General features: G+C 68.0%; 24 protein-coding genes. 6 read left to right on the forward strand and 18 right to left on the reverse strand.

Annotated features, from left to right (window positions below; translation table 11 throughout):
* Positions 1 to 2: 2 nt before the first annotated feature.
* The 8 genes from AC07VS_RS18030 to AC07VS_RS18065 all read right to left on the reverse strand — a co-directional run bounded on the left by AC07VS_RS18030 (position 3) and on the right by AC07VS_RS18065 (position 11,785).
* Complete coding sequence (locus AC07VS_RS18030; protein WP_494751634.1) at positions 3 to 1,205, reverse strand: acetate/propionate family kinase; 1,203 nt, start codon at positions 1,203 to 1,205, stop codon at positions 3 to 5.
* Between the two features lie 8 nt (positions 1,206 to 1,213).
* The gene (locus tag AC07VS_RS18035; protein WP_492348969.1) at positions 1,214 to 2,647 is read right to left on the reverse strand and encodes a bifunctional enoyl-CoA hydratase/phosphate acetyltransferase; all 1,434 of its coding nucleotides are present in this window, start codon (positions 2,645 to 2,647) and stop codon (positions 1,214 to 1,216) included.
* 127 nt (positions 2,648 to 2,774) lie between these two features.
* On the reverse strand, positions 2,775 to 3,899 hold the full coding sequence (locus AC07VS_RS18040) for an ABC transporter permease (protein WP_492348970.1): 1,125 nt from the start codon (positions 3,897 to 3,899) through the stop codon (positions 2,775 to 2,777).
* A gap of 3 nt (positions 3,900 to 3,902) precedes the next feature.
* The gene (rbbA, locus tag AC07VS_RS18045; protein WP_494751635.1) at positions 3,903 to 6,647 is read right to left on the reverse strand and encodes a ribosome-associated ATPase/putative transporter RbbA; all 2,745 of its coding nucleotides are present in this window, start codon (positions 6,645 to 6,647) and stop codon (positions 3,903 to 3,905) included.
* On the reverse strand, positions 6,644 to 7,714 hold the full coding sequence (locus AC07VS_RS18050; protein ID WP_492348972.1) for an HlyD family secretion protein: 1,071 nt from the start codon (positions 7,712 to 7,714) through the stop codon (positions 6,644 to 6,646). Before AC07VS_RS18050 ends, rbbA begins: the two co-directional genes overlap by 4 nt.
* Positions 7,715 to 7,743: 29 nt before the next feature.
* Positions 7,744 to 9,237, reverse strand: coding sequence for an efflux transporter outer membrane subunit (locus AC07VS_RS18055; RefSeq protein WP_494658254.1), 1,494 nt, complete (start codon positions 9,235 to 9,237; stop codon positions 7,744 to 7,746).
* A 7-nt stretch (positions 9,238 to 9,244) separates the two neighbouring features.
* Positions 9,245 to 10,012 carry an enoyl-ACP reductase FabI gene (gene fabI, locus AC07VS_RS18060; RefSeq protein ID WP_492348974.1) on the reverse strand — a complete coding sequence of 256 codons (768 nt, stop codon included), beginning with the start codon at positions 10,010 to 10,012 and terminating at the stop codon, positions 9,245 to 9,247.
* A complete protein-coding gene (locus AC07VS_RS18065; RefSeq protein ID WP_494751636.1) occupies positions 10,013 to 11,785 on the reverse strand; it encodes a PHA/PHB synthase family protein in 1,773 nt (590 codons plus the stop codon).
* Positions 11,786 to 11,935: 150 nt separating this feature from the next.
* Between AC07VS_RS18065 and AC07VS_RS18070 the strand changes: the two genes are divergently transcribed.
* Both AC07VS_RS18070 and AC07VS_RS18075 read left to right on the forward strand, forming a co-directional pair.
* The gene (locus AC07VS_RS18070) at positions 11,936 to 12,604 is read left to right on the forward strand and encodes a TetR/AcrR family transcriptional regulator (RefSeq protein WP_492348976.1); all 669 of its coding nucleotides are present in this window, start codon (positions 11,936 to 11,938) and stop codon (positions 12,602 to 12,604) included.
* A gap of 118 nt (positions 12,605 to 12,722) precedes the next feature.
* Positions 12,723 to 13,004, forward strand: coding sequence for a hypothetical protein (locus tag AC07VS_RS18075; protein ID WP_492348977.1), 282 nt, complete (start codon positions 12,723 to 12,725; stop codon positions 13,002 to 13,004).
* Positions 13,005 to 13,023: 19 nt separating this feature from the next.
* Here AC07VS_RS18075 and AC07VS_RS18080 read toward each other — a convergent pair whose 3' ends face one another.
* Positions 13,024 to 14,259 carry a DUF2252 domain-containing protein gene (locus tag AC07VS_RS18080; protein ID WP_494751637.1) on the reverse strand — a complete coding sequence of 412 codons (1,236 nt, stop codon included), beginning with the start codon at positions 14,257 to 14,259 and terminating at the stop codon, positions 13,024 to 13,026.
* A 97-nt stretch (positions 14,260 to 14,356) separates the two neighbouring features.
* Here AC07VS_RS18080 and AC07VS_RS18085 point away from each other — a divergent pair, with 97 nt between their 5' ends.
* Complete coding sequence (locus tag AC07VS_RS18085; RefSeq protein WP_494751638.1) at positions 14,357 to 14,935, forward strand: DUF7482 domain-containing protein; 579 nt, start codon at positions 14,357 to 14,359, stop codon at positions 14,933 to 14,935.
* Between the two features lie 27 nt (positions 14,936 to 14,962).
* On the opposite strand, the gene AC07VS_RS18090 is transcribed toward AC07VS_RS18085, so the two are convergent.
* The 6 genes from AC07VS_RS18090 to AC07VS_RS18115 form a co-directional block, all read right to left on the reverse strand.
* Positions 14,963 to 17,275 (reverse strand): PAS domain-containing sensor histidine kinase, encoded by a 2,313-nt coding sequence (locus tag AC07VS_RS18090; protein WP_494751639.1) that lies wholly within the window; start codon positions 17,273 to 17,275, stop codon positions 14,963 to 14,965.
* An 8-nt stretch (positions 17,276 to 17,283) separates the two neighbouring features.
* Positions 17,284 to 18,159: a phosphate/phosphite/phosphonate ABC transporter substrate-binding protein gene (locus AC07VS_RS18095; RefSeq protein WP_494751640.1), complete on the reverse strand. Its 876-nt coding sequence runs from the start codon at positions 18,157 to 18,159 to the stop codon at positions 17,284 to 17,286.
* A 105-nt stretch (positions 18,160 to 18,264) separates the two neighbouring features.
* On the reverse strand, positions 18,265 to 19,287 hold the full coding sequence (locus AC07VS_RS18100; RefSeq protein ID WP_494658252.1) for a TRAP transporter substrate-binding protein: 1,023 nt from the start codon (positions 19,285 to 19,287) through the stop codon (positions 18,265 to 18,267).
* A gap of 58 nt (positions 19,288 to 19,345) precedes the next feature.
* Complete coding sequence (locus tag AC07VS_RS18105; protein ID WP_494751641.1) at positions 19,346 to 20,638, reverse strand: TRAP transporter large permease; 1,293 nt, start codon at positions 20,636 to 20,638, stop codon at positions 19,346 to 19,348.
* 5 nt (positions 20,639 to 20,643) lie between these two features.
* Positions 20,644 to 21,153, reverse strand: coding sequence for a TRAP transporter small permease (locus tag AC07VS_RS18110; RefSeq protein WP_494658250.1), 510 nt, complete (start codon positions 21,151 to 21,153; stop codon positions 20,644 to 20,646).
* On the reverse strand, positions 21,150 to 21,680 hold the full coding sequence (locus tag AC07VS_RS18115) for a gluconokinase (protein ID WP_492348985.1): 531 nt from the start codon (positions 21,678 to 21,680) through the stop codon (positions 21,150 to 21,152). Before AC07VS_RS18115 ends, AC07VS_RS18110 begins: the two co-directional genes overlap by 4 nt.
* Positions 21,681 to 21,848: 168 nt before the next feature.
* On the opposite strand from AC07VS_RS18115, the gene gntR reads away from it, so the two are divergent.
* Positions 21,849 to 22,874 (forward strand): HTH-type transcriptional regulator GntR, encoded by a 1,026-nt coding sequence (gene gntR / locus AC07VS_RS18120; RefSeq protein WP_492348986.1) that lies wholly within the window; start codon positions 21,849 to 21,851, stop codon positions 22,872 to 22,874.
* Positions 22,875 to 22,913: 39 nt separating this feature from the next.
* Here the strand turns inward: gntR and AC07VS_RS18125 are convergent, their stop codons facing one another.
* Complete coding sequence (locus AC07VS_RS18125) at positions 22,914 to 23,438, reverse strand: Mpo1 family 2-hydroxy fatty acid dioxygenase (RefSeq protein WP_492348987.1); 525 nt, start codon at positions 23,436 to 23,438, stop codon at positions 22,914 to 22,916.
* A gap of 145 nt (positions 23,439 to 23,583) precedes the next feature.
* Between AC07VS_RS18125 and AC07VS_RS18130 the strand changes: the two genes are divergently transcribed.
* A complete protein-coding gene (locus AC07VS_RS18130; RefSeq protein WP_494751642.1) occupies positions 23,584 to 24,342 on the forward strand; it encodes a Crp/Fnr family transcriptional regulator in 759 nt (252 codons plus the stop codon).
* Here AC07VS_RS18130 and AC07VS_RS18135 read toward each other — a convergent pair.
* Positions 24,231 to 25,232, reverse strand: coding sequence for a LysR family transcriptional regulator (locus AC07VS_RS18135; protein WP_494751643.1), 1,002 nt, complete (start codon positions 25,230 to 25,232; stop codon positions 24,231 to 24,233). The two genes, AC07VS_RS18130 and AC07VS_RS18135, sit on opposite strands and share 112 nt — an antisense overlap.
* Before the next feature lie 129 nt (positions 25,233 to 25,361).
* Here AC07VS_RS18135 and AC07VS_RS18140 point away from each other — a divergent pair, with 129 nt between their 5' ends.
* The gene (locus AC07VS_RS18140; RefSeq protein ID WP_494751644.1) at positions 25,362 to 26,180 is read left to right on the forward strand and encodes an SDR family NAD(P)-dependent oxidoreductase; all 819 of its coding nucleotides are present in this window, start codon (positions 25,362 to 25,364) and stop codon (positions 26,178 to 26,180) included.
* Positions 26,181 to 26,224: 44 nt separating this feature from the next.
* Here AC07VS_RS18140 and AC07VS_RS18145 read toward each other — a convergent pair whose 3' ends face one another.
* Positions 26,225 to 26,704: a MarR family winged helix-turn-helix transcriptional regulator gene (locus tag AC07VS_RS18145; protein WP_494658246.1), complete on the reverse strand. Its 480-nt coding sequence runs from the start codon at positions 26,702 to 26,704 to the stop codon at positions 26,225 to 26,227.
* Between the last annotated feature and the right edge of the window lie 12 nt (positions 26,705 to 26,716).

The raw sequence follows: 26,716 nt of genomic DNA on the forward strand, positions 1-26,716 counted from the left end.
AGCTACCTGCCATCGCTGTCAACCGCCAACCCCACCAGCCGGGCCGCCGCCCGGGCCGCCACCCATTCCTCGTTGGCCGGCTCGACGGCCACCCGCACCGCGCTGTCGGGCGCCGAGATGCAGGCCTGGTGGGCCTGGTTGGCGGCGTTGTCCAGGCGCAGACCCAGAAAGCCCAGTTGCTGGCAGATGCGCGAACGGATCTCGGCGTTGTGTTCCCCCACGCCGGCGGTGAAGACCAGCAGGTCCAGCCCGCCCTGCACGGCCACCAGGGCACCGATCTCGCGCACGATGCGCCGCACATAGAGGTCAAGCGCGGCGCGGGCACGCTCATTGCCGGCCTCGTGGGCCAGCAGCACACGCGGATCGGAGGACAGGCCCGACACCCCCAGCAGGCCCGACTCGTGGTACAGCACATGGGCGACCTGCTGCAGGCTCAGTTTCTCGATTTCCATCAGGTAGATCACCGCGCCAGGGTCGAGCGCGCCACAGCGCGTGCCCATCATCAGGCCATCCAGGGCCGAGAAGCCCATGGTGGTGGCCACGCTTTTCAGATCGTTCAGAGCGCACAGGCTGGCGCCGGAGCCCAGGTGGGCCACCACGGTGCGGCCATGGGCCACAGCGCCGTGGCGCTCGGGCAGCACCAGGGCCTGGTAGGCGTACGACAGGCCATGAAAGCCGTAGCGGCGCAGCCCCCGCTCCCAGGCCGCATAGGGCAGGGGCAACATCTGCTCGACCTGGGGCAGGGTGTGGTGAAAGGCCGTGTCAAAGCAGGCCACCTGCAGCAACTGGGGCTGGCGCTCCAGCAGGGCCTCGATGGCCTCCAGGGCAAAGGGCTGGTGCAGTGGTGCCAGCGGAATGTACTCGCGCAGGTCGGCCAGCACCTGGGTGTTCACCGCCACCGGCTCGAAGTACTTGGACCCGCCATGCACCACCCGGTGCGCCACCGCCGCCAGGTGTTGCGCGCCGGGCTGGGCCAGCACGCGGCGCTCGATGTGCTCGAGTGCCGCGTGGTAGGGCTGGATCGGGTCCAGGCTCAGGCCCACCGGGGGCTGACCGGTTTCACCGTGGGTGGCCTGGGGGCCGCCAATGCCTTCGATCTTGCCACCCCAGACCGGACTGCGCGGCAGAGGCGGCCGGCTGGCGTCGAAGAGGGCGAACTTGATGCTCGACGAGCCGCAGTTCAGGACCAGGATGTGCGTGTTCATGGCGCTCCTCAAGGGGGGGTGGCACGGTAGCGGTGGGCCAGCAGCACGGCAATCGCGCACGAGCTGATGCGGCTTTCGCGCGAGTCGGCCCGGCTGGTCAGCACGATGGGCACGCGCGCGCCCAGCACAATGCCGGCACTGGCGGCGCCGCCCAGGTATTCGAGCTGCTTGGCCAGCATGTTGCCGCTTTCGAGGTCGGGCACCACCAGCACATCGGCACGTCCGGCCACCTCGGACTGGATGCCCTTGATGTGGGCCGCCGCGGCCGAGACCGCGTTGTCAAAGGCCAGCGGGCCATCAAGCAGGGCGCCGCTGATCTGGCCTCGGTCGGCCATCTTGCACAGGGCGGCGGCGTCCAGCGTGGCCGGCATGGCGGGGTTGACCGTTTCCACCGCGGCCAGGATGGCCACCCGCGGCTGGGCCACACCGATGGCGTGGGCCAGTTCGATGGCATTGCGCACGATGTCGGCCTTGGCGTCCAGGCCGGGGGCGATGTTGATGGCCGCGTCGGTGATGATGAAGGGTCGCGGGTAGGCCGGGGTCTGCATCAGAAAGCAGTGGCTGATGCGGCGCTTGGTGCGCAGGCCGTGCTCGGCCGACACCACGGCGGCCATGAGTTCGTCGGTGTGCAGGCTGCCCTTCATCAGGGCTTCGGCCTGGCCCTGCCGAACCAGCTCGACCGCGCGGTCGGCCGCGGCATGGCTGTGCGGCACGTCTTCGATGAGCAGGCCGTCCAGGCTCAGGCCGGCTTCGGCGGCCACTGACGCCAGGCGCGCACGGGGCGCCACCAGCACGGGGGTGATCAGGCCGGCGGCCTGCGCATCGAGGGCGGCGGACAGGCTCAGGGCGTCGCAGGGGTGGACCACGGCCATGCGGATCGGGCCCAGCGGGCGGGCTTCGGCCAGCAGGCGGCGTGGGCCGTCGTTGCCGGCGCTCAGGTGCACCTCGGGCAGGGTGCTGCGCGGGCGCGACACCGATTCGGTGGGGGCGATCACCTGCGCTTCGCCACGGATCACGGTCACCCCGTCCTGATTGACGCAGCTGCAGGCCAGCTTGAGGCGGCGCTTGGTTTCCTCGCGCTCGGTCACCGTGACCTGCACGTCCAGCGTGTCGCCGATGCGCACCGGGGCCATGAACTGCAGGGTCTGGCCGAGGTAGATGGTGCCTGGCCCGGGCAGTCGCGTGCCCAGCACGGCCGAGATCAGCGCGCCGCCCAGCATGCCGTGGGCGATCACGCCATGAAAGCGCGACGCGGCGGCGTAATCGGCGTCCAGGTGCTGCGGGTTCACGTCGCCCGATAGGATGGCGAAGAGCTGGATGTCCTCGGCCGTGAGCTGGCGACGGATCGATTCGGAGTCGCCCACGGCGATCTCGTCAAAGGTGCGGTTGCGCACCGTCTGCAGCGCCTCCAAGGGCGCGGGCGAAAGGGTCTCTGGCGGCATGGATCGTTCCTCTTTGAAGGCGTTTCGACAGGATAGGTCAGCGTCGGGGGCTGAGGCTCAGCGGGTATCGGTGGGCTGCATGACCGGGTTGTGACAGGGTCTCCGACGGCATCAGAGCCTCAGGCGTTCATGCCATCTGGCTGATGGTGTTGCGAAAGCGGGCCAGCGCGGCGCTGAACAGCACACTGCCGATCACCGCAATGGCCAGCAGTGCCGGCCACACCACATCGAGGCCGGCGCCCCGGTACAGGATGGCCTGGGCCACGGTCACAAAGTGGGTGGTGGGGGCCGCCTGCATCAGGTCCTGCACCAGGCGGGGCATGCTTTCGCGTGGCGTCATGCCGCCCGACAGCAGTTCCAGGGGCAGCAGCACCAGCACCAGCAGCATGCCGAACTGAGGCATCGAGCGGGCCACCGTCGCCAGGAAGATGCCCATCGAGGTGGTGGCGAACAAGTGCAGCGCCACCGCCAGCATGAACAACGCCAGCGAGCCTTGGATGGGCACGTGCAAAGCCCCTTGCACCACGAAGATCAGCGCGATCAGCGCCGCACTCCACACCACCAGGCCCATGGCCCAGACCTTGGCCAGCATGATCTCCAGCGGGCGCACGGGCATCACCAGCAGATGCTCGATGGTGCCGTGCTCGCGCTCGCGGATCAGGGCTGCACCGGTCAGGATGATGGACAGCATGGTGACGTTGTTGATGATCTCCATCAGCGAGCCGAACCACGACTGCTCCAGGTTGGGGTTGAAGCGCGTGTGCACATTCAGCTCGACCGGCAGCCGGGTTGGCGTCCGGTAGCGGTGCACGAATTCGGTCACCTCGTCGGACACCATCTGCTGGATGTAGCTGCTGCCCGTGAAGGCCTGGCTCATGCGCGTGGCGTCCACATTGAGCTGCACCCGCGGCGCCTTGCCGGCCAGCACATCGGCCTGGAAGTCCGGTGGGATGTCCAGCACAAAGGTGTAGTCGCCGCTGTCCATGCCGGCATCCATCTCGGTCAGGGTCAGCAGGCGCGGCGTGTTGAAGTGTGGCGGGTAGAAGGCCTGCGCAATGCGCCCCGACAGTGGCGAGCCGTCTTCGTCGACGATCGCGATGGCGGCGTTGTGCAGCGTCTCGGGCATGGCCGTGGCGGCCACGTAGATCGACAGCGTGAAGGTGTAGGCGATCAGCACCAGCATCATCGGGTCGCGGATCAGGCTCCACAGCTCTTTCACGCCCAGGCGATAGATGTTCTTGAGTCGACTCATGGCTCAGCTCTCCTGCTTTCTCAGCAGCGCCACGGCCAGGCCCAGGATCACCGGGATCGAGGCCGCCAGCGGCCAGAATGAACCGGTCAGCGCCCCCAGGTCCAGCGCCTTGCTGAACACACCGCGGCTGATGGTCAGAAAGTGGGTGGCCGGGTACACCGCCCCGATCAGGGCGCCTGTGCCCTCCAGTGAGGACACCGGGTTGAGCAGGCCGGCAAACTGCACGCAGGGGATCAGGGTGCCGATCATGGTCACGAACATGGCCGCGATCTGGCTGCGCGTGAAGGTCGAGGCCAGCAGACCGAAGCCCGTGGCGCTGATCACGAACAGCAAGGCAGCCAGCGTGAGTGTGGCCACACTGCCCTTCACCGGCACCCCGAACACGGTGGCGGCCAGCACGGTCATGAGGGCGAAATTGAACATCGCCAGCACCACATAGGGCAGTTGCTTGCCCAGCAGAAACTCCATGCGCGTGACGGGCGTGACGTACAGGTTGATGATCGAGCCCAGCTCTTTCTCGCGCACCACCGACAGGGCCGTCAGCATGGCCGGGATCATCATCAGCAGCATCGGGATCACCGCCGGCACCATGGCGGGCAGGCTTTTCACATCGGGGTTGTAGCGGTAGCGGGTTTCGATCTGGCTGGCGGCGGCCAGGTGCACGCCCAGGCGCTGTTCGGCCTGCTCGGCGATCCAGCCCATGTGCAGGGCCTGCACATAGCCGCGCACGGTCTCGGCGCGGGTGGGCATGGCGCCGTCCACCCAGGCCCCCACGCTCACGGTCTGGCCGCGCTCCAGGTCGCGGGCAAAGCCGGGCGGGATCTCGATGGCCACGGCCAGCTCGCCGCTGCGCAGGCGGCGGTCCAGTTCGGCATCGCTGGTGATGGGGGGGCGTTCGATGAAGTAGCGCGAGCCCGACAGGTTGAGGGCGTAGTTCTGGCTCAGCACCGTCTGGTCGCGGTCCAGCACCGCGTAAGACAGGTCTTCCACGTCCAGGCTGATGCCATAGCCGATGATGAACATCAGGATGGCCGTGCCCAGCAAGGCCAGGGTGGCGCGCACGGGGTCGCGCTGCAGTTCCAGGGCCTCGCGCAGCGAATAGCTCAGGGCCCGGGCCAGGCTGAAGCGCTTGCGCCGTGCCGGTGTGCCGGAATGGGTGGGCACCGCTGTTTCAGGGGCGGTCGCTGCGGGTGCGGTGGCCTGGGGGGCGGCCTCGTCGCCGGTGGCCTCGCGCAGGTAACTGATGAAAGCGGCCTCCAGGGTGGCCGCACCGCGCTGGCGCACGATGGCCGCCGGCGTGTCGCTGACCAGCACTCGGCCCGCATGCATCAGCGAGATGCGGTCGCAGCGCTCGGCCTCGTTCATGAAATGGGTCGAAATGAAGATGGTGACCCCGTCCTGGCGGGCCAGGTCGATCATCAGCTGCCAGAACAGGTCGCGGGCCACCGGGTCCACGCCCGAGGTGGGCTCGTCCAGGATCAGCAGCTCGGGCTGGTGCACCATGGCCACCGCCAGCGACAGGCGCTGGCGCATGCCCAGGGGCAGGTTCTCGGGCAGGCTGCCCACCACCTCGCTGAGGCTGAAGCGCTGCACCATGTGCGCCACACGCCCGGCCACCTCGGACTCGGGCACACCGAACAGGCGTGCATGCAGCACCAGGTTCTGTTCGACCGTGAGCTCGCTGTACAGCGAGAAGGCCTGCGACATATAGCCCACGCGCCGACGAATCGCCAGGTCGTTGGGGTTGACGGTCTGGCCGAACAGCAAGGCCTGCCCCTCGGTGGCACTGAGCAGCCCGGTCAGCATCTTCATGGTGGTCGACTTGCCGCAGCCGTTCGAGCCCAGAAAGCCGAAGATCTCACCGCGCCGGATGCGGAAGTCCACATGGTCCACCGCCACAAAATCGCCAAAGCGCATGGTCAGGCCCTGGGCTTCGATGGCGATGTTGTGATCGGCCGCCGCGTCCAGCGGCGGCACCTGCACGGCCTGGTGACCGCGGCGGCGCTCTTCGGGCAGCAGGGCAATGAAGGCGGCCTCCAGGGTGTCGGCGCCGGCCTGCTGGCGCAGTTCGGGGGCACTGCCCGTGGCCAGCACTTTGCCTGCATCCATGGCCACCAGCCAGTCGAAGCGCTCGGCCTCTTCCATGTAGGCGGTGGCCACGATCACGCTCATGCTCGGGCGTTCGGTGCGGATGCGGTCGATCAGGTCCCAGAACTGGCTGCGCGACAGCGGGTCCACGCCCGTGGTGGGTTCATCCAGGATCAGCAGGTCGGGGTCGTGGATCAGCGCGCAGCACAGGCCCAGCTTCTGCTTCATGCCGCCCGACAGCTTGCCGGCCGGTCGGCTCAGGAAGGGCGACAGCCCGGTGCTGGCGGTGAGGCTGTCGATGCGGCGGCGGCGCTCGGCCGGGCTGTGGCCGAACAGGCGGCCGAAGAACTGCAGGTTTTCCTCCACCGACAAGGTGGGGTAGAGGTTCTTGCCCAGGCCCTGCGGCATGTAGGCGATGCGCGGGCACACGGCATCGCGGTGGGCGCTGCTGGCCATGTCGCCGCCCAGGGTCTCGACCCGACCTTGCTGCACCGCGCGGGCGCCGGCCAGCAGCGACAGCAGGCTGGACTTGCCCACGCCGTCGGGGCCGATCAGGCCCACGCGGCAGCCCGCAGGCAGGCTCAGCGTGATGTTGTCCAGGGCCAGGGTGGCCCCGTGGCGCAGGCTCACCGCGTGGAGGCTGGCGCAGGCTTCACTCACTGGGGCACCTTCACGGCCAGTTCAGCGGGCCATTCGGCCTGGGGGTCGAGCTTGAGCCAGGCCACACCGGGCAGGCCGGTCTTGACCTGCTGCAGATGGCGGCGCAGCAGCTCGCGGTCGATCTGGGCCTTCACCTTGAACATCAGCTTCTGGCGCTCGCTGGCGGTCTCGACCGTCTTGGGCGTGAACTGGGCGGTGGCCGCCACATACGACACCTTGGCCGGGATCACGTACTGCGGCGCGGCATCCAGTACCAGGTGCACCTCGCTGCCCACGGCCAGGCGACCGGCCACGGTCTCGGGCACGAAAAAGCCCATGTTCACCTCGGACAGGTCCACCAGGTTCAGCACCTTGCCACCCGCGCCCAGCACCTCGCCGGGCTGGGCCACGCGGTACTGCACGCGGCCGGCGCGCGGGGCTACCAGGGTGCCGTCGTCGATCTCGGTCTGGATGCGGGCCACGGTGGCGTCACCGGCCACGACGGCGGCATGGGCGCTGCCCACCTGCGAGCGGGCGGCGGCGATGGCGCTCTGGGCCGCGGCCAGTTGGGCGCGGGCGGCGGCCACGGCGGCCGTGGCGCTGCGGGCGCGGGCCCGGTCGTCGTCCAGTTCCTGCTGCGAGGCGGCGCCGTCGCGGCTCAGGTCGGTGGAGCGCGCCAGGCGGCGCTGGGCATTGTCCAGGTCAGCTTCGCGGGCGGCCACGGCCGCTTGGGCGGCGGCGGCATCGCTTTCGCGCATGGCCACCTGGGCTTCGGCGCTGGCCACACCGGTCACGGCCTGGCGCTGGCGCGCCCGGGCTTCGTCGCGCTGGGCCTCCAGGCTCTGCATCTGCATGTGGGCCAGCGGCTGGTTGGCGCTGACCAGATCGCCTTCGCCGACCAGGATGTCGAGCACCCGGCCCGGGGTCTTGGTGGCAATGTCGATCTCGGTGGCCTCGATGCGCCCATTGCCGCTCACAAAGCCCGGCCCGGGGCCGGTGGCGCGCAGGTGGGTCCAGCCATAGGCCCCGGCGGCCAGGGCCAGGGCCAGAACAGCAGCGATGGGGAGAAGGGAAGAAGGCTTTTTCATGGTGTGGCTCGGCTCCGGCAGGCGGGTGCTCAGGGTTGTGCGGTGGCGGTCTTGGCGGGGCTGGCGGTCGTGCTTGGGCTGGCGTCTGCCGCCGCCAGCGTGCCGCCGCCCAGGGCGGCGTACAGCAGCACGCGGCTGGCCATGGCGGCCCGGCGGGCCTGCACCAGTTGCTGCCCGGCGGCCAGCAGATCGCGCTGGGCGTCCAGGACCTCGAGAAAGGCTGCCGACCCGGCGTCAAAGCGGCGCTCGGACAGGCGGGCGCGCTCGGTCTGGGCCTGCAGAGCGGCCTCGGCGATGCGCACCTGCTGGGCCAGCGCATGGCTGGCAGACAGGGCGTCGTTCACCTCGCGGAAGGCGTTCTGGATGCTTTTCTCGTACTGCGCCACGGCCTCGATCTGGCGCGCCTGCTGCAGGCTCAGGTTGTTCTCGCGCCGGCCTCCGTCAAACAGCGGCAGGTTCAGGCTGGGGGCAAACAGCCAAGCCTTGCTGGCGCCCCGGAACAGGCCATCGAAATCCGTGCTGGTGGTGCCCAGGGCGGTGGTCAGGGTCAGGCTGGGGTAGAAGGCGGCGCGGGCTGCGCCCACCTGGGCATGGGCGGCGCGCAGTTGGTGTTCGGCGGCCACGATGTCGGGCCGGGCCTGCAGCAGTTCGGAGGGCAGGCCGCTGCGCAGTTGGGCCACCGGGCTTTGTCGGCTCAGGGCGTCGGCGCGCTCGGGCAGGTCCAGGGGGGTGCCCACCAGGGCGATCAGGGTCTGGGCCTGGGCGGCACGGGCCTGCTCCAACTGCACCACCAGGGCCTGCGCCTGCGTCAGCAGGGTCTGCACCTGGGTCAGTTGCAGGCGCGAGCTCGCCCCCATGGCCACGCGGCGCGTGAAGATGCGCAGGCTCTCGGCGCGGCTGGCCTCGGCCTGGCGTGCCAGGGCCAGGCGTTCGTCCAGTTCACCCAGGGCCAGATGGGCCTGGGCCACCTGGGCCATCAGGCTGAGCTCGGCGCCCCGTCGGGCCTGCTCGGCTGCTTCGGCATTCTGGGCCGCGGCATCCTGCAACTGACCCAGGCGGTTCCACAGATCCACCTCCCAGCTCACGAAGCCCAGGCCCAGGCTGGCCCCGCTGGCTTGCACGGTGCTGCCCAGCGGGTTGATGCCGGCCGGCAGGTGCACCCGGCTGTTGCCGGCCATGCCCACCACCGAGGGCAGGCTGGCCGCATGTTGCAAGCCCCAGGCGGCCTGGGCCTGTTGCACCCGGGCAGCCGCGATGCGCAGATCGCGGTTGTTCGCCAGGGCCTGGGTGATCAGGGCCTGCAGCGCCGGGTCGGTGAAGAAGCTGTGCCAGGCCAGGGTGGGGGCGGCCGGGCCTTCGGGGGCACTGGCCTCGGCGTAAACACCGGCCACCGGGGCCGTGGGCAAAGCCAGTGGGGCGGGCGTGTGGGCGCAGGCGCCCAGCAACAGGCTGCCGGCCAGTGCAATGGACCCAGTGCTCAGCCGGGGCCGGGTGCTGCAAGCGGGGTTGGAAAGTGATCGCATCGGAAGCTCAGCCCATGATGTGGACGCCAGCGTCGACGTACAGCGTGTCGCCGGTGATGGCGCGGCCGCCGTCGCTGGCCAGAAAGGTGCACAGGGCGCCGACTTCATCGAGGCCCACCAGGCGGCGCAGCGGTGAGCGTGCCGTGGCCTGGCTCATCAGCTGGTCGAAATGGGCGATGCCCGAGGCGGCGCGGGTGGCCAAGGGGCCGGGCGAGACCGCGTTCACGCGGATGCCTCGCGGGCCGAGTTCGGTGGCCAGGTAGCGCACGCTGGATTCGAGGGCGGCCTTGACCGGGCCCATCAGGCCGTAGTTGGCCACCACCTCGTCGGCGCCCAGGTAGCTCATGGTCAGCAGCGTGCCGCCCTGGTGCATCAGGGGCTCGGCCAGGCGCGCCATGCGGATGAAGGAGTGGCAAGAGATGTCCATGGCACGTGCAAAGCCCTCGCGTGAGCAATCGACCACCCGGCCGTGCAGGTCGGCCATGGGGGCGAAGGCGATCGAGTGCAGCACGAAATCGAGCTGCCCCCACTCTCGCCCCAGGGTGTCGAACAGGGCTTCCAGCTGACCGGGCTGCTCCACATCGAGTGGCGCGCGGATCGCTGCCTGAAGCTGGTCGGCCAGCGGCTCGACATGGGGGCGGGCCTTGTCGTTGAGCCAGGTCACGGCGACCTCGGCCCCGGCGTCGCGGAAAGCCCGGGCGCAACCCCAGGCGATGCTGTGTTCATTGGCGATGCCGACCACCAGGCCGCGCTTGCCTTGCAGAGGGGGCGTCATTCACTTCTCCATCACGTAGTGGCCGGGGGCGGCGTACAGCACCGGGTGTTCGGGGGCGCCGAGGGCGGGGGGCGCGACCGGGGCGCCTGAATGGGCTCCCAGCCAGTCACGCCAGGCCGGCCACCACGAGCCCTCGACCTGGGGCGCCTGGGCGAGCCAGGTGTCGGCACTCAGGGCGGCGCCGTCGGCGCTGCGGGTCAGGCACTGGTAATGGCGGTGAGTGTGTTGGTGGGTTGGGCCCGGCGGGCTGACGATGCCGGCGTTGTGGCCGCCATTGGTCAGCACGAAGCTGATCTCTGCCGGGCTCAGGTGATGCAGCTTGTAGACCGAGCGCCAGGGGGCCACGTGGTCGGTCACGGTGCCCACGATGAACACGGGCAGGCGCAGGCTGGTCAACGACACGGGGTGGCCTTGGACCTGGTAGCGACCGGCGGCCAGGTCGTTGTTCAGGAACAGTTGGCGCAGGTACTGCGAGTGCATGCGTGCGGGCATGCGGGTGGCGTCGGCGTTCCAGGCCATCAGGTCGTTCATGGCGGGGCGTTCACCCAGCATGTACTCGTTGATCAGGCGCGACCACAGCAGGTCGTTCGAGCGCAGCATCTGGAAGGCGCCGGCCATCTGGCCTGCGCTCAAGGTGCCGGTCTGCGCCATCTGGGCCTCCAGCAGGCTGAGTTGGCTTTCGTCGATGAACAGACCCAGCTCGCCGGGCTCGCTGAAATCGGTCTGGGCCGCAAACAGCGTCATCGAGGCCAGCTCATCGCGGCCGTCGCGCACCAGGGCTGCGGCCGCGATGGCCAGCAGGGTGCCGCCCAGGCAGTAACCGGTCGCATGCACCTTCTGCGCCGGGCAGATGGCTTGCACGGCTTTCAGGGCGGCCTCGAAGCCCAGCTCGATGTAGTCGTCCATGGCCAGGTCGCGCTCGGCCTCGGTCGGGTTCTTCCAGGAGATGCAGAACACGGTGTGACCTTGGTCCAGCAGGTAGCGGATCAAGGAGTTGTCGGGCGACAGGTCCAGGATGTAGTACTTCATGATCCAGGCCGGCACGATCAGCACCGGCTCGGGATGCACCTGGGCCGTGGTGGGGCGGTACTGGATCAGCTCGATCAGGCGGTTTTGCAACACCACCTCGCCCGGGGTGCAGGCCAGGTCGCGTCCCACCTCGAAGGCCTCGGTGCCGGCCGCCGGCTCATGCGTGCTGGCCCGCTTCAGGTCGTCCTGGGCGAACGAAGCGCCGCGCAGCAGGTTCAGCCCATGCTCCTGCAGGGTGCGCTGCAACACCACCGGGTTGGCCGGCAGCAGGTTGCCGGGCGAGAACATGTCCAGCCATTGCCGGGTGCCGAAGGCCACCAGATCGGCGTGGTGCTTTTCCACGCCCCAGACCTCGTTGGTGGCCTGTTGCCACCATTGCTCGTTCAGCAGAAAACCCTGGTGCAGCAGGTTGAAGGGAAAGCGCAACCATTCCGGGTCGGCAAAACGGCGGTCACGTGCCGGCGGCTCGATGCATTGGCGGGCCGGACCGGGGCCGGCCATCAGGCACTCGGTGGCATAGCGGGCGAACTGCTCACCCTGCTGCCAGGCCAACTGGGCCAGGGCCAGGCGTTTGCCGGGCGACAGTGCCAGGTGCATGGCCCAGTCCAGACCGGCCAGCCAGGGCGCGGCCAGCGACATCGAACCACTGTGGCGTGCCAGGGCGGCATGAAAAGCCGCATCCAGTGCGGCGGCAGCCTGGTCGGTGGCGGGGGCTGCTGGGGCGGTGGAATCGGGTGTGCTCATGGTGAACGGGCTCTTCCGTTGGTTGGATGGGATTGACTCTAGGCAAGTCTCATCTGATCGGTCATGACCTGGATCAAACTAACGACCGACTGGTCGGTATCTAATAAATGATCAACAAGACACTGCCATGACCACGACGGAGACATCGCCATGACCGTTCTCGCCCCGGAGCGCCTGCCCACGGCGCCGCGCCTGCGCCTGCCGCCCGAGGTGCGCATGCGCCAGATCCTGGATGCGGCCCAGCAAGAGTTCGCCGAGCGGGGCTTTGCCGCCACGCGCATGGATGACATCGCGCGCCGTTGTGGCCTGTCCAAGGGCGGGCTGTACGCGCATTTCGCCAGCAAGGACGAGGTATTCGAGGCCCTGCTGTCGCGCTCGCTGACGCTGCCGGATCTGGAGGACTTGCCCAGCCTGGGCGGGGCCAACACCGCCCGTGGGGTGGCTGAGTGGCTGGTGGGGCAGGTCGAGGCCTGCCTGCAGCGGCCCGGCACGGTGGCCACTTTCCGGTTGCTGGTGGCCGAGAGCGAGCGGGTGCCCCACCTGGTGCAGCAGTGGCAGCAGCAGGTGGTGGAGCCTCATCAACGGCAGTTGGCTGAATCGCTGGCCCGGGTGGCTGCCCATCTGGGGTGTGCCGACAGCCTGCTGGTACGCCACCCTTGGCTGGCCATGGCTCCGGCCTTGCACACCATGGTGACCCACTTGCTGTTTGGCAAAGCCCCCCAGGGCGCGGCCATGCCTCCGGCTGACATGGTGCACGATGGCTATGTGGAAATGCTCACCGTACTGCTTGCTACTCCGGCCAATCCTGAACGCATGTGACCGAGTTCACTGCTCAGGTGTCATTTTGGTGGGACGAGTGGAAAAAAGTTGAGAAGGCGGTGCTATCGTTGAGCGGCCATTCAGTGCTTTCGCCCCTACTTTTTTCTGGAGCTCATTCATGTCCAAACTCATCGTTGTTCTGATTTCCGGTTTGCTGGCCGCCACTTGCGGTCTGGCCCAGGCCTCCGATTGCGAAGCCAAGGCGGTGGGCAAGAACGGCAAGCCGCTGGCCGGTGCCGCCAAGACCTCGTTCATGAAGAAATGCGAGGCCGATGCCGGCGGCGCGGCCGCCGCCGCACCGAGCTGCGAAAGCAAGGCCGTCAGCAAGGACGGCAAGCCGCTGTCGGGTGCGGCCAAGGCGTCGTCCATCAAGAAGTGCGAAGCCGACGCCAAGAAGTAAGCCCTCAGCGGGGCAGCCTTCAACGGCCCAGTGACGAGGCGCTGAACGCCTGCCATTGGGCCTGGGTCACGTTCACCATCTGCAGCGCGGCCTCCAGCACGGCTTCGGTCCAGTGCGCTTGCTGGGCGAAGGCGATCAGGTTGTCGGCCGATGCCGCGCCGCTGCGGCCGCTGGCGCGCAACTGGTCCCAGGCCAACACACGGCCCAGGGTCTGGGCTGTGGCCAGCAGGCCTTCGGGATTGGCCTTGCCCTGCGCCATGTCCACCCGGTCTTCACTGGGTTGCAGGCCCCTGAGCACCCAGGGCTGGCCGTCGAACTCCACCGGTGCCAGAAAGGCGTGATCCACGGCCTGCATGCGGTGTTGCGCACCGACGATGCGTTGCGCTTCATCGGCCCCGCCGGGCTGCTTCACGCCCAGGGCGTTCAAGGCCGGGATCAGCGACGAGGGCTGGGCCGTCTTGAGATCGAGCAGCACGTTCGCATCCGGCGAGCCCTTGCCCTCGATCAGCACCGCGTAGCGGGGCAGGCCCAGGCTGCCCGTGCCCGCAATGCGGCGTGCCACATCCAGCACCTCGAAAAAGCCCGGGTGGGCCTGTTGCGAGGCGTAGCGCTGCACAAAGGCTGTCACCCGCTGGCGCTCGTCGTCCGTCACGGGCAGGGCTTTCTGACCATCGATCTTGAGCCGGCGCCGGCCGCTTTTGTGCAGCACGGATCGCGAGTTCAGGAAATCAACCCGTCGGCGCTCTTTCAGGCGCTCGAACAGCTCGGCCACCACGCCGCTGGCCGTTTCGCCCTCCACCCACAGGGCCTTGCCGCGCAGCAGCGCCTGTTGGTAGGCGCTGACACAGGCCTGGCTCAACGCCTGGGCCTGGGCCGCACTGGCCTTGAGGTCGGCCGCACCACACTGCAGGCTGGTCAGCAGGCGCAGCAGGTCCCAGGTGCAGGGGGCCAGGGCGGCCTCATCGAAATCATTGATGTCGAAATACACCAGCCGGTTGTCGCCCTTGTAGCTGCCGAAGTTCTCGAAATGCAGATCGCCACAGGCCCAGGCCAGTGGCGCCCGCGTCAGGGCCTCGACCTGGGGCAGGGCGTTGTAGAACAGGTGGCAGGCCCCGCGCAGGAAGATGAAGGGGCTTTGCCGCATCTTGGCGTACTTGAGGGCCAGGCGTTCCGGGTCTCGCCCCTGGTTGTAGGCGGCCAGGGCGGCGGCGATGTCCTGCGGGGCGGGCGGGGTGAATGTGGCGAACGGCTTCATGGTGGATCGGGGTGGGGACGATGCGGCCAGTTTAAGAGGCCAGCCGCGTGGCGGCATACTGCGGGCTGTTCAGTCTTTGTGGATCAGGAGCTCTGTCATGCCTTTGGTGCCGGTTTCGTGGGCCCGCCCCGTGTGTCACGGTTTGGTCGCCGGCCTGGTCTGGGCCAGCCTGGCGGGCTGCTCCTCTGCGCCCAGTGCACCCACTGCGCCGCAGGCTCATTTGCCGCTGCAGCAGGCCTGGTTCGAAGATCAGGCCGTGCTGTATGTGAGCACCGACGTCTCAGACCCGCAGGTGGCGCGTGCCAAGGGCGCCAACTTTGCCCCGCTGCTGGCGCAGGCCTTGCAGGATCCTGCGGGCCGCGCGGGCGGTCGAACCGGGGCCACGGCACGGGTCTATGGTTTTGTGAATGCCGGTCAGCCCAGTGTGTTTGCCTCAGCCCCCGGGCCGGTGGGGGCGGACAACGGCAGTCGCTCGTACAGCCCGCTGTGGCAATTGGCCGAGGTGCGCTGGCGGCAGGCCGATCAAGCCCGGGAGCTGCGCTCTGAAGAGGCGGTGCTGGCCGCTGCCGAGCAGGGGCTGTTGACGGTGACCCTGACCCGCGTGGTGCTGAACTGCCCGATCGTGGCGATCCCGGGGCAGGGCGCCCTGCCCGGCGTGTCGGTCGACCCGCGTTGAGGCCTTGCCGCTGCGGTGCGGCTCGCCTCAGGCCAGGTTGACCCAGCCGCTGTGTTCGGTGGCCGCCACAACGCGTGGCAGCCACAGCGTGATCACGCTGCCCACGCCGTACTCGCTGTCGATCTGCAGGCGGCCACCTTGCAGCTCCATGATCTCTTTGACCACGCTCATGCCCAGGCCCGTGCCCGGGATGGTGCCCGAGCTGTCGGCGCGGTAGAAGCGCTCGCAGACCCGCTTGAGCTGCTCGGGGGTCATGCCGATCCCGTGGTCGCGCACCTCCAGCCCTACCACCGGCGCCCCCTCGTGCTCGGTGCAGACCAGGCGCACGCTCACCTCCCCGCCCTGGGGGGAGTATTTGTAGGCATTGGACAGCACGTTGCCGATGGCTTGTGCCATCTTCTTGCGGTCCACCTGCACCAGCACGGGTTCGGGGCCGGCGTCGAATTCGGGCGTGGGGCGGTGCTGGGGCGGGTTGAAGTCGTGGATCAGTTGCAGTGTCAGGTGGGCCAGGTCCAGGCTTTCGATCTTGAAGTCCTTGCCACGACGGGCCTCGATGCGGGCCAGGTCCAGCAACTCATTGATGATGGAAATCATCAGCTCGGACTGGCGGTGGATGGTCTTGATCAGGTCGTCACGCTGCTCGGGCTTGATCTGCGGGAACTGCAGCAACTCGGCAAAACCGTAAATGCTGGTCATGGGGGTGCGCAGCTCGTGGGCGGCGGTCGACAGGAACTCGCTCTTCATCTGGTCGACTTCGGTTTCATGCGTCACGTCGCGCAACAGCAGCACCTGGGAGATCAGGCCCGAGCGGCTCTCGCGCAGGCCCAGTTGCAGCACGCGCTTGGCCGGGCGCAGCAGCTCGATCACGCTGCGTGAGTCGTCAGCGACCGCGTCGGGCTCGCGCAACTGCCGGCGCAGCGATTCGAAGCTGTGCCAGCGCGCCTCGGGGTTGGCCTGGCGCTGCAGCAGGAACTCCACCACGGTTTCGGGTTGCCCCACCAGTTGTTCAACCGTCAGACCGGTCAGGCGGCAGAAGGCCGGGCTGACGTAGCTGGCGCGCCGTTCCGCGTCGAAGGACACGAAGCCGTCGGGGCTGAGTTCGAAGATGGCGCGCAACTGTTCGCCGCGTACCTGCAGGCGTTGCACCAGGGTGGAGATCATGGCCGAGATGGCTTCGATGTCGTCGCTGCTGGCGCTGCGAGCCAGGGCCTGTTCCTCCTGGGTGAGTTCCTCCAGCACCTGGCGCAGCGACACCAGGGCGCTGGCGCGCGACTTGAGCTCGCTGCGCAGGCGCAGGTCGAGCGCGTGCTGCTCGCTCATGTCACGGCAGGCCAGCACGTAGCCCTGGGTGCTGCCATCAGGGGCCACGATGGTCGACAGGGTGGTGTCGATCACCAGTTCCTGATCCTGCCGGTTGCGCAGGCTGCGGCGGCGGCCCCGCCAAGGTTCGAGTCGGCTGGCCCGCGGTACCACCTGGGGCATCAGCGTGGACGCCGGCTGGCCCAGCACGCGGTCGAGCGGGCTGCCCAGCAACTGGCAGGCTGCGGGGTTGGCCAAGGTGATCAGCCCCTCGGCATCCAGCGTGAACACGGCATCGGCGATCGAGCCCAGGGTCACTTCGGCCTGATGCCGCTGGGATTGCAGGCTGGCCGCGGCCCGGCCCAGCACTTCGAAGGTCTGGCGGAATTCGCTCGGGGCCTGTTCGCCGCCTCGCAACATGTCCATCGGCAGGGCGCCGCTGTTCATGGCCCGTTCATAGTCCTGCACCCGGTTGAGCTTGCCGAGCCAGCGCACCAGCGGAAAGCGGATCAGCAGCAGCCCACCCACCACGGCCAGACCGCCCAGCAGCAGGGCCAGCCGGATCTGGCTCCACATGCGCCCGGCGATGTCGCGAGCATCGAAATTCAGTCGCAGCACGCCGTAGTCGGTGCCGCCCACGCTGATGGGCAGGTTCACGTCGTACAGCCGGGCGATCACCAGGCCCACCAGCCAGGCCGGCGGCTCAAGGCTCAGGGGCGGTGGGGTGGGCTCCTCGATGCGACCGCCGCTGCGGTCAATGTAACTGGCCGTGGCCAGCACCGAGTGGGCGACGGTGCGGCGCAGCACCTGGCGGATGGTGTCGTAGTCGCCGATGACGGCGCTGTCGGCAATCACTGGCGCAATGATCGAGCCCAGGGCCTCGCCCCGCAGTTGCTCGTCTTCCAGCACCTCGCTGATCTGATAGCGGAAGAACAGGCCCAGGCCGGCCACCACGAAGCCCAGCAGCGTGACCGTGTAGAGGGTGAAGACGCGCCCGACCAGTGAGCCGGGCGTCAGGCGTTGGAGCAGTTGGTGCAGCAAGATCGGACTCAGCGCAGCGTGGGCGGTGCAGTGCGGTAAAAGTCGCGGTAGGCGCCGTATTCGCTGCCGTCCGAGGGCGTGAAATAGGCCTCGGCCGACAGGCCCACCTGCTCGGAGGCCTTTTGCAGGATCTCGCGCCCACGCGGGTCCTGGTGCATGCCCAGGAAGGCCTGTGCCACTGCCTTCTGTACCTTGTCGGGCACATTGGCGGCCGACATCAGGGCCAGGTCGTACAGCGGCGGCGATGACCACAGCACGCGCAGCTTGCGGCCTTCACGGCGTGCATAGCCCTCGGCCAGTTGCGAGTTGGTACCGACGGCCGCCACCTTGCCGCTCACGAGTTGGGCGAAGGCCGCGTCCATGTTGCCGCCGAACAGCAGCTTGGCCTCGATCTTGCGGCCGGCCAACTGGGCCGCCGGGAACTTGTAGGCCACCAGGGCTTCGGGGCCTGGAAAAGCCATGTCCTTGCCCTGCAACTGGGCCAGGTCGGTGATGGGGGAATCCTGCAGCACCACGATCTGGGCGTGCAGCGGTGGGGTGAGCCGGCGCCCGAACACCTTCCAGCCCAGTTTTTCTCGCTCGGGGCTGAACATGTGGTTGGAGAAGATGAACTCGACCTCCTGGGCCAGCACGTAGGCGGTGGTGTCAGCCGAGGTGCGCCCGATCTTGAGCTGCAGCTTGATGCCGCTTTTCTCGGACACGTAGGCGATGATGGGGTTCCAGTAGGCGGCGGTCAGGTTGATGCCGTACTGGTTGACGGGCGAGAAACGGTAGGTGCCCGCTTCGGGCGTCTGGGCCTGGGCGCTGGCGCCCGCCCCGGCGCCCATCAGGGCCAGCCCGGTTGCGAGGCTCAGTCGGCGGCGGGTAATTCGAGGATAGGCCATCGGGATGCTCCAGCAAGTCGCGCCAGGGGTCGCGAACCGTTGATGTATCCCAATGTTACTGGCATATCCGGCCGGGCCATGAGCCCCGCCCGCTGAGCGTGTGGATTACTTTTGCCCGCGCAGCTTGGCCAGTTCGGCCTGGGTGTCACGCCACAGATCCATGCCGACCTGGGTGGCGATGGCCGCGTTGACCTTGGTCAGCTTGTCACGCATGCGCGAGGACTCGGCCGGCGGCAGTTCGTTGATCTGCATGCCCTTGGCCTTCAGGTCGGCCAGCGCGCGGGTGGCTTCTTCGCGGGTGTCCTTGCGCTCGAAGTCGCGGCTGAGGCGCGCGGCATCCTGCAGCACCTTCTTCTCGGCGGCCGACAACCCGTCCCACCATTTCTTGCTCACCAGCAGCACCCAGGGGCTGTAGACGTGGTTGGTCACGCTGAGGAACTTCTGCACCTCGTAGAACTTGCTCGACAGGATGGTGTTGAAGGGGTTCTCCTGGCCATCGACGGTGTTGGTTTCCATGGCGCTGAACAGTTCCGAGAACGGCAGCGGCACGGCATTCGCGCCGAGCATCTTGAAGCTGTCGAGGTAGACATTGTTTTGCATCACGCGCAGCTTGATGCCGCTCAGGTCTTCCAGGCGCGCCACGGGGCGCTTGCTGTTGGTCAGGTTGCGGAAGCCGTTCTCCCAGTAGGCCAGGCCCACCAGCCCCTTTTCCTGCAACTTGTCCAGCACCTTCTGGCCGATCGGGCCGTCCAGCACGGCATCGGCTTCGCGCACGTTGTTGAACAGGAAGGGGGTGTCCCACAGGGCCATTTCGGCGGTGATGCCGACCAGGGTGGCGGTCGAACCCACCATCATTTCCTGCGCACCGCCGATCAAGGCCTGCTGCATCTGCGTGTCCGGGCCCAGGGCGGCGGCGCCGATGGCGCGGACCTTCATCTTGCCCCCTGAGGCCTTTTCGACCGCCTCGGCAAACACCTTGGCCGCGCGGCCCTGGTTGCTTTGCTCATTGAGGCCGTAGCCGAAGCGGATCATGCGGGGCTTGAAGTCCTGCGCCAGTGCGCTGAAGGAGGTGCTGGCGAGGCTGGCGGCGGCCAGGGCGGCGAGCAGGGTGCGACGGACAGTTTTCATGGTGGTCTCCTGAGTAAAGCGGTGTGTGAGAGGTTCTAGAGAATGTGGGAGGACTGGCTCAGCGCAGCCAGGCCACGGGGGCGGTCACGATCTGCGGGAAGATCACCATCAAGGTGAGCAGGGCCACGTAGGTCAGCAAGAAGGGGTTGACCCCTTTGATCACGCTGTGCATCGAAATGCGCCCCACGCCGGCCACCACGTTGAGCACCGTGCCCACGGGCGGAGTGATCAGGCCGATCGCGCCGTTGAGCACGAACATCAGGCCGAAGTAAACAGGGTCGATGCCGGCCTTGACCGCGATCGGCAGCATCACCGGGGCAAAGATCAGGATCGTTGGCGTCAAGTCCAGCGCAGTGCCGATCAGCACCAGCACGACCATCATGACGGCCATCAGCAGGCGCGGGCTCTGGACCAGCGGGCCCAGCCATTGGGTGAGCACGCTGGGCAGGTCGGCCAGGGTGATCATGTAGCTGGCCACCTGGGCGCCGGCGCACAGGAACATCACGATGGCCGTGGTCTTGGCGGCGCGCAGCAGCACGCCGTGGATCTCACGCAGTTTCATTTCCCGGTGCACGAACAGTGCCACCACCAGGGCGTAGAAGGCGGCCACCACGGCGGCTTCGGTCGGTGTGAAAACACCCGATTTCATGCCGCCGATGATGATGATGGGCATCAGCAGGGCCCAGAAGGCGCGGGCGGTGATGCGCAGCCGCTGTGCCATCGGCAGGGCCTGACCCTGCGGCAACTCGATGCCGCGCAGCACATGGCGCCAGGCGAAGATCAGGCCTATCCCCATCAGCAGGCCGGGCACGATGCCGGACACGAACAGGGCCGAGATCGAGGTGTTGGTGGTGACGCCGTAGATCACGAAGGGCATGGACGGCGGAATGATCGGGGCGATGATGCCGCCCGAGGCGATCAGCCCGGCCGAGGTGTTCATGGGGTAGCCCTGCTGGCGCATCATGGGCAACAGGATGGTGGCCAGGGCGGCCGTGTCGGCCAGGGCCGAGCCGCTCATGCTGGCCATCAGCACGGCGGCACCGATGGCCACATAGCCCAGGCCGCCGCGGATGTGGCCCACCCAGGCCTGGGCCATGTCGATGATGCGGCGGCTGATGCCGCCGGAGTTCATCAACTCGCCGGCCAGGATGAAGAAGGGCACGGCCAGCAGCGGAAAGCTGTCCACGCCGGCGACCAGGTTCTGGGCCAGCAACTGGGTGTCCCAGAAATCGAGCACCCAGGCCATGCCGGCGCCGGTCAGTACCAGGGCCAGGGCCATGTTCATGCCGCTGCCCATGAGCACCAGCATGCCGACCGAGAAAAATACGAAAGCGAGCGCTTCAGGGCTCATGGCAATCACTCCACTTCTGCGCCGTGACCAAGGTCCAGCGGGGTACGACGGATCAGCTCGACCAAGGCCATCAGACCGATGGCCAGCGAGCAAAGAAAGGCTGGCAGCGGCAGCAGCGCAGACGAATAGCCCAGCACCACCGAATGGCTGTCCAGGCCCACCACCACCTGCTGCCAGGCGCCCCAGGCCAGCATGGCGCTGGCGCACACGGTGAGCAGCCGGATCAAGGCCGTGAGCGCTGCAAACGCGCGGGGCTTCGAGGTCAGCAGGCCGGCCAGGCTGGTGAAGGCCATGTGCTCGCCGCCTGGGTAGGCGGCGGCGGCCCCGATGAACACCATCCAGACGAACAACAGGCGAGAAAGCTCTTCGCTGGCGGCCACACCGCTGCCGAAGCCATAGCGCAGCACGACGTTGATGAACACGGCGATGGCCATCACGCCCAGGCAGGCGGCCATCAGGTGGTGCGACAGGCGCTGGAAGCGGCTGAGGCCGGCGGGATCCGAGGTCTGGGTCATGCGCAATCCTTGGGGTTGAGGGCGGTCTGGGTCGCCACATCATTCAGCCACGCCGAGGCCTGGTGCTGCAATGAGGGCAAAGCCTGCAGGGCGTCCAGGCGCAGCACGCCGGCTTCGCCCACCGGGCTTTCGAGGGTGGCGAACTGGCTGTCCACCAGCGAGCTGGAAAAGAAATGGCTGGCCCGCGCCGACACCCGCTGCAGGGACTGTTCGCGCCCGATGTCCAGAAAGGCGAAAAGCAGACCGGGGCAGGCTGCGCGCAACTGGTCGCGGTAGGCCTTCTTGAGGGCGGAGCAGGTCAGCACCACGCCGTCGGGGTGCTGGGCCAGCAGGCGGCCCAGGGTCTGCAGCCAGCCCTGGCGGTCGGCATCGGTCAGGGCGATGCCCTGGCTCATCTTGTCGCGGCTGGCGGGGCTGTGGTGGTCGTCACCTTCGATCAGGGGCAGGTGCTCGGCCGCTGCCAGGGCCGCGCCCAGGCTGGACTTGCCGCAGCCCGCAACGCCCATGACAACAATGGATGGTTTCATATGGATAGCGCTATCCCGTTGAGTTGCAAAAAAGGGCCCGCACTGAGCGCCGGCCCGTCCTGCAAAGTTTATGTATGATGACCCAAACACCCTTGAGGGGTGCATGGGTTGGATAGCGCTATCCTACCCAGATCGGCTTTTTTTCAATTAAGTACAAACCCTAGGATCATGCCCCGCTCTCCTGTCCGTCAACGGTCCACGGGCCGCGTCACCCTGGCCGATGTGGCCCTGGCCGCCGGGGTCAGCCCCATCACCGTGTCGCGGGCCTTGCGGGGCGAGCGGGCGGTGGACCCGGTGCTGGTTGAGCGCGTGCAGGCGGCCGCCCAGAAGCTGGGCTACGTGCCTGATCCCGCGGCTCGCGCGCTGGCCTCCAAGCGCAGCACCCATGTGGCGGTGTTGATTCCGATGCTGTCCAACGAGCTCTTTGTGGGCTTGCTCGAAGCCGCGCAGGCCCGCTTGCGCGCGGCGGGCTACCAGACCCTGATCGGCATCACCCATTACGACCCGAGCGAAGAGGAGCAGTTGCTGCGCGAGCAACTGATGCACCGTCCGGCCGGCCTGCTGGTGACTGGTTTCGACCGCACCGAGGCCACGCGCCGCCTGATCACGCAAAGCGGTGTGCCGGTGGTGCACATGATGGAGAACAGCCGGGTCGAGGGCATCCACAGCGTGGGCTTTTCCCAGACCGAGGCGGCCATCACGATGACCCGGCACCTGCTGGACCGGGGCTACCGGCGCATCGCCTTTGCCGCTGCCCAACTGGACCCCCGCACGCTGCAGCGCCAGCAGGGTTGGCGCCAGGCGCTGGAGGCCGCTGGCCTGTACGACCCCGCGCTCGAGTGGATGAACCCGGCGCCCTCGTCGATGGCGCTCGGGGGGCGGCTGTTTCAGCAGATCATGGGCCAGTCACCCGCGGTGGATGCGGTGTTCTTCTGCAACGACGACCTGGCTCAGGGCGCCTTGCTGGCGGCCAACCGGCTGCAGCTGCCGGTGCCGGCGCGGGTGGCCATTGCCGGCTTCAACGACCTCACCGGCAGCGACCTGATGCTGCCCACGCTGACCACCGTGCACACGCCCCTGGCCACCATCGGTGACGAGGCCGCCGGCATGCTGCTCAAGCTGATGCGCGGCGAGCCGGTCGAGCAGCCCTGCGTGGTGCTGGATTACCGGCTGGTGGTGCGCATGAGCACCTGAGGCCGGTGTCATGCCGGCTGCCCAGGTGGGGCCGGCTCCTCAGGCCGATTGGGGTGTGCGCAACTGCACCGGGCCGGCCTCGGCCTCAATGGCCTGGCGCAGCGGCCGGCACAGGCCCAGCGCAAACAGCAGCTCGGTGCTCACGAACAAAGGCCCCACCAGCAGGCCCACCAGATCGTCCACGAAGGCGGGCTTGCGGCCCTCGTAGTAGTGGCCCACGAACTGGATCACCCAGCCCACGCCGAACAGGCCCAGCCCCCAGGCCAGCCAGGTGACGGTGGTGCCAGCGGCCAGCGGGTGGGCCAGCACCATCAGGCCGGCGATGGCCGCGCTCACGGTGACGCCGGCGCCCAGGTGACCGCGGCTCAAGTACCACGCGGTGCTGGCCGCCCAGGCCAGCCAGGCGGCCGAGATCGTCCAGCCGGCCAGGTCGATCGAGGCCCGCGCCAGCAACACCCCCACGGCCAGAACAATCATGGGCACGCCCACGAAATGGGTGGCGATGTTGCGCGGGTCTCGGTGGTAGCGGGCGTATTGCGTCAGCAGGTCTTGGGTGTTTCTCATGGGGGTGTCTCCTGGTTCTGGGGCCCGCGTCGCCGGGGGGGCGCACGGGTCTGCGTCGCATGCTAGGCCGCTGTGGGGCGAAGGACTGTCAAAATCAATACATTCCAGACCGCCACGCCACCGAATCCGGAGGCCCAGTTTTCCGATGAAACCGTCGACCACTTCTGCCCAGACCCTGGCTGCCGCCTTGTGCAGCGAGCTTTGGTATGCCCAGTGCGAGCCCGAGTTCCAGTCTGCTTTGCTGACCCTGGGCCGGCTCTGGGTGCTGAGCGATGGCGAGCGCCTGTTCCACCGCGGGGCCGTGGAAGGGGCGCTGTGCTGTGTCACCGCAGGGGCTTTGCGCGTGGGTGGCCTGCAGGACAGCGGGCAGGAAACCCTGCTGGCCTTCATTGAGCCCTACCAGTGGCTGGGCGAGATCTCGCTGATCGACGGTCAGCCGCGCAGCCACGATGTGGTGGCCGATGGCGACACCACGGTGCTGCTGGTGCCCCGTGATGAGCTGCTGGACTGGCTGGCGCAGCATCCCGAGCACTGGCGCAGTGTGGCCCGGCTGGCCAGCAGCAAGCTGCGATTGATGTTCTCGGCCCTGGAAGATATTGCCCAGTTGCCGCTGGACCTGCGTCTGGCCAAACGCCTGTGGCTGGTGGCCCAGGGCTATGGCGGGCGCACCGGCGCGCCACGCCGGCTGATCCGCCTGCCGCAGGAGCAACTGGCCCTGATGCTGGGGGTGAGCCGCCAGACCATCAACAAGGCCTTGCATGGCCTGGAGCAGCGCGGCTGGCTGCACCTGCGTTACGGCACCATCGAGCTGCTGGACCTGGAGGCCTTGCGTGCCATCTCCGAGGGATCCGAGGGATCCGAGGGCGCCGTGGGACCAGCGTCGCCTGACGCATCGTCCAGGTAAGGCCTCAGCACCTCGGCCAGCCAATCCATGAACACCTGCACCCGGCGCGCCAATTGGCGCCGGTGTGGGTACAGCAGCGACACCGGCAGCGGGGGGGCGCGGAAAGCCGGCAACACCTCGACCAGCAAGCCTTGCTCCAGCAGGCTGCGCAACCCGGCGGTGGGGGCCTGGATCAGGCCCAGCCCTGCCAGGCAGGCGCCCTGGTAGGCCTCGGTGCTGTTCACGCTCAGCGAACCGGGCATGGCCAGGGTGCGGGTCTGGCCTTTTTCGTCCACCCATTCCCAGCCGGTCTGGCGCCCCCCCAACTGCGGCTGGTAATGCACCAGCTGGTGGTGGCGCAGGTCGTCCAGGCCGCCCGGTGTGCCGGCTGCGGCCAGGTAGGCCGGGCTGGCGCAGTTGCTCTGTGACAGCAGGCCCAGCGGGCGCGCGATCAGGCCGGAGTCGTCCAGCGGACCCACCCGAAGCACACAGTCGAAGCCCTCGCGCACCAGGTCCACCCGTCGGTCGGTGCAACTCAGCTCCAGGTGCACGCCAGGGTGGGCGCGCAAAAAGTCGGGCAGCGTGGGCAAGACCAATTGGCGTGCTGTGCCCACCGGCATGTCCACGCGCAGGCGACCGCTCAGTTGAGTGGGGTGTTGCCGGAACAGGCCCTGCAATTCGTCCAGATCGGCCAGCACGTCCTTGCAACGTTCGTAGAAGACCTGCCCGTCAGGGGTCAGTTGCACGCGGCGGGTGGTGCGCAGCAACAGCCGGGTGCCCAGTTGGGCTTCCAGCTGCTGCACCGCCAGCGACACGCTGGCCTTGGGCAGGCCCAACTGGGCCGCGGCCTGGGTGAAGCTGGCCAATTCGGCCACCCGGGCGAAGGTGTGCAGGGCATCGATCGGATTCATGGTGTTGATTGTTATTTGAAATCGAACAGTGAAGTATGAATATCGTTATTTATTGGTTTTATATCGATCAATAGACTGGCGGGCATCCCCTCACCGCGCCAGCCACTGGCGCACCTACCAGGACCCACCATGACCTTGACCAATTCACCCCAGCCCACGCCCAGCAACGCTGAGGGCTCCGCCGCCCCCGTCGTCTTGATCACCGGCGGCAGCCGGGGGCTGGGCCGCAGCATGGCGCTGGCCCTCGCCGCTCAGGGCATGGACGTGGTCTTCACCTACCGCAGCCAGCAGGCCGAGGCCCAGAGCGTGGTACGGCAGATCGAGGCCCTGGGGCGGCGTGCCCTGGCCATCGAGCTGGAACTGGGCCAGGGGCAGGGCATGGCGGCCCGCTTCGCCGTCTTCGCCGACACCGTGCGTGAGGCCCTGGCCGAGCGCTGGCAGGTGAGCCGCATCGACGCCCTGGTGAACAACGCCGGGGTGGGCGTGCACGCCAGCGTGGCCGACACCACCGAAGAGCAATTCGACCTGTTGTTCAACCTGCACCTGAAGGGGGTGTTCTTCCTGACCCAGGCGCTGTTGCCGCTGCTGCGAGATGGCGGGCGGATTCTCAATCTGTCCAGTGGATTGACCCGTTTTGCCTTGCCCGGCTATGCGGCCTACGCCAGCATGAAAGGTGGCATCGAGGTGCTCACCCGCTACCTCGCCAAGGAGCTTGGGCCCCGCGGGATCGCCGTCAACACCCTGGCGCCCGGGGCGATCGAAACGGACTTTGGCGGCGGCGCCGTGCGCGACAACCCCGAACTGAACCGCTTTGTGGCCAGCCAGACCGCCCTGGGCCGGGTTGGCCTGCCTGAGGACATTGGCCGGGTCGTGGCGGCCTTGCTGTCGCCGGCCAGCGCTTGGGTGAACGCCCAGCGCATCGAGGCCTCGGGCGGCATGTTCATCTGAGACCGTCCCAGTGTCGCTGCTGACGCTGGCGTCGGTGGGTCGGCTCAGGCGGGGGGATGGGGTTCCGACAGGTTGCTGCGCAGGCGCTTGAGCAGGCCCAGCAACTGGCCCAGCTCCCCCGCGTCCAGCCCGGTCAGGCTGCGGGCCAAGGCCTGGCGGCGGGCCTGGTGCAATTGCTTGTGCAATGCCAGGCCACTGGGCGTGGGGCTCAGGCGTTGGCTGCGGCGATCCTCCGGATCGGGGCAGGCCTGCAGGTGGCCGCTGTCCAGCAGCGACTTGATCAGCCGCGCGATCTGCGCCTTGTCGCGCCCGCTGTGCTGCACCAGATCACGCTGGCTGGCCTCCGGGTGGCGCACAAAGAACTGCAAGGCCCGCAACTCCATGGGCGCCAGCGCCAGGGGCTGCTCGCCCAGGCTGTGACGCAGCTGGCCCTTGAGGCTGAACACCAGCGCCTGAAGGCTTTCCAGCACCTCGTCGTGCAGATCGCCTGCTGTTGTCGTGGTTTTTTCTGATTTGGTTGACATTATCAACTTGAT

It is taken from the genome of Curvibacter sp. GW821-FHT01G03 (assembly GCF_059422285.1).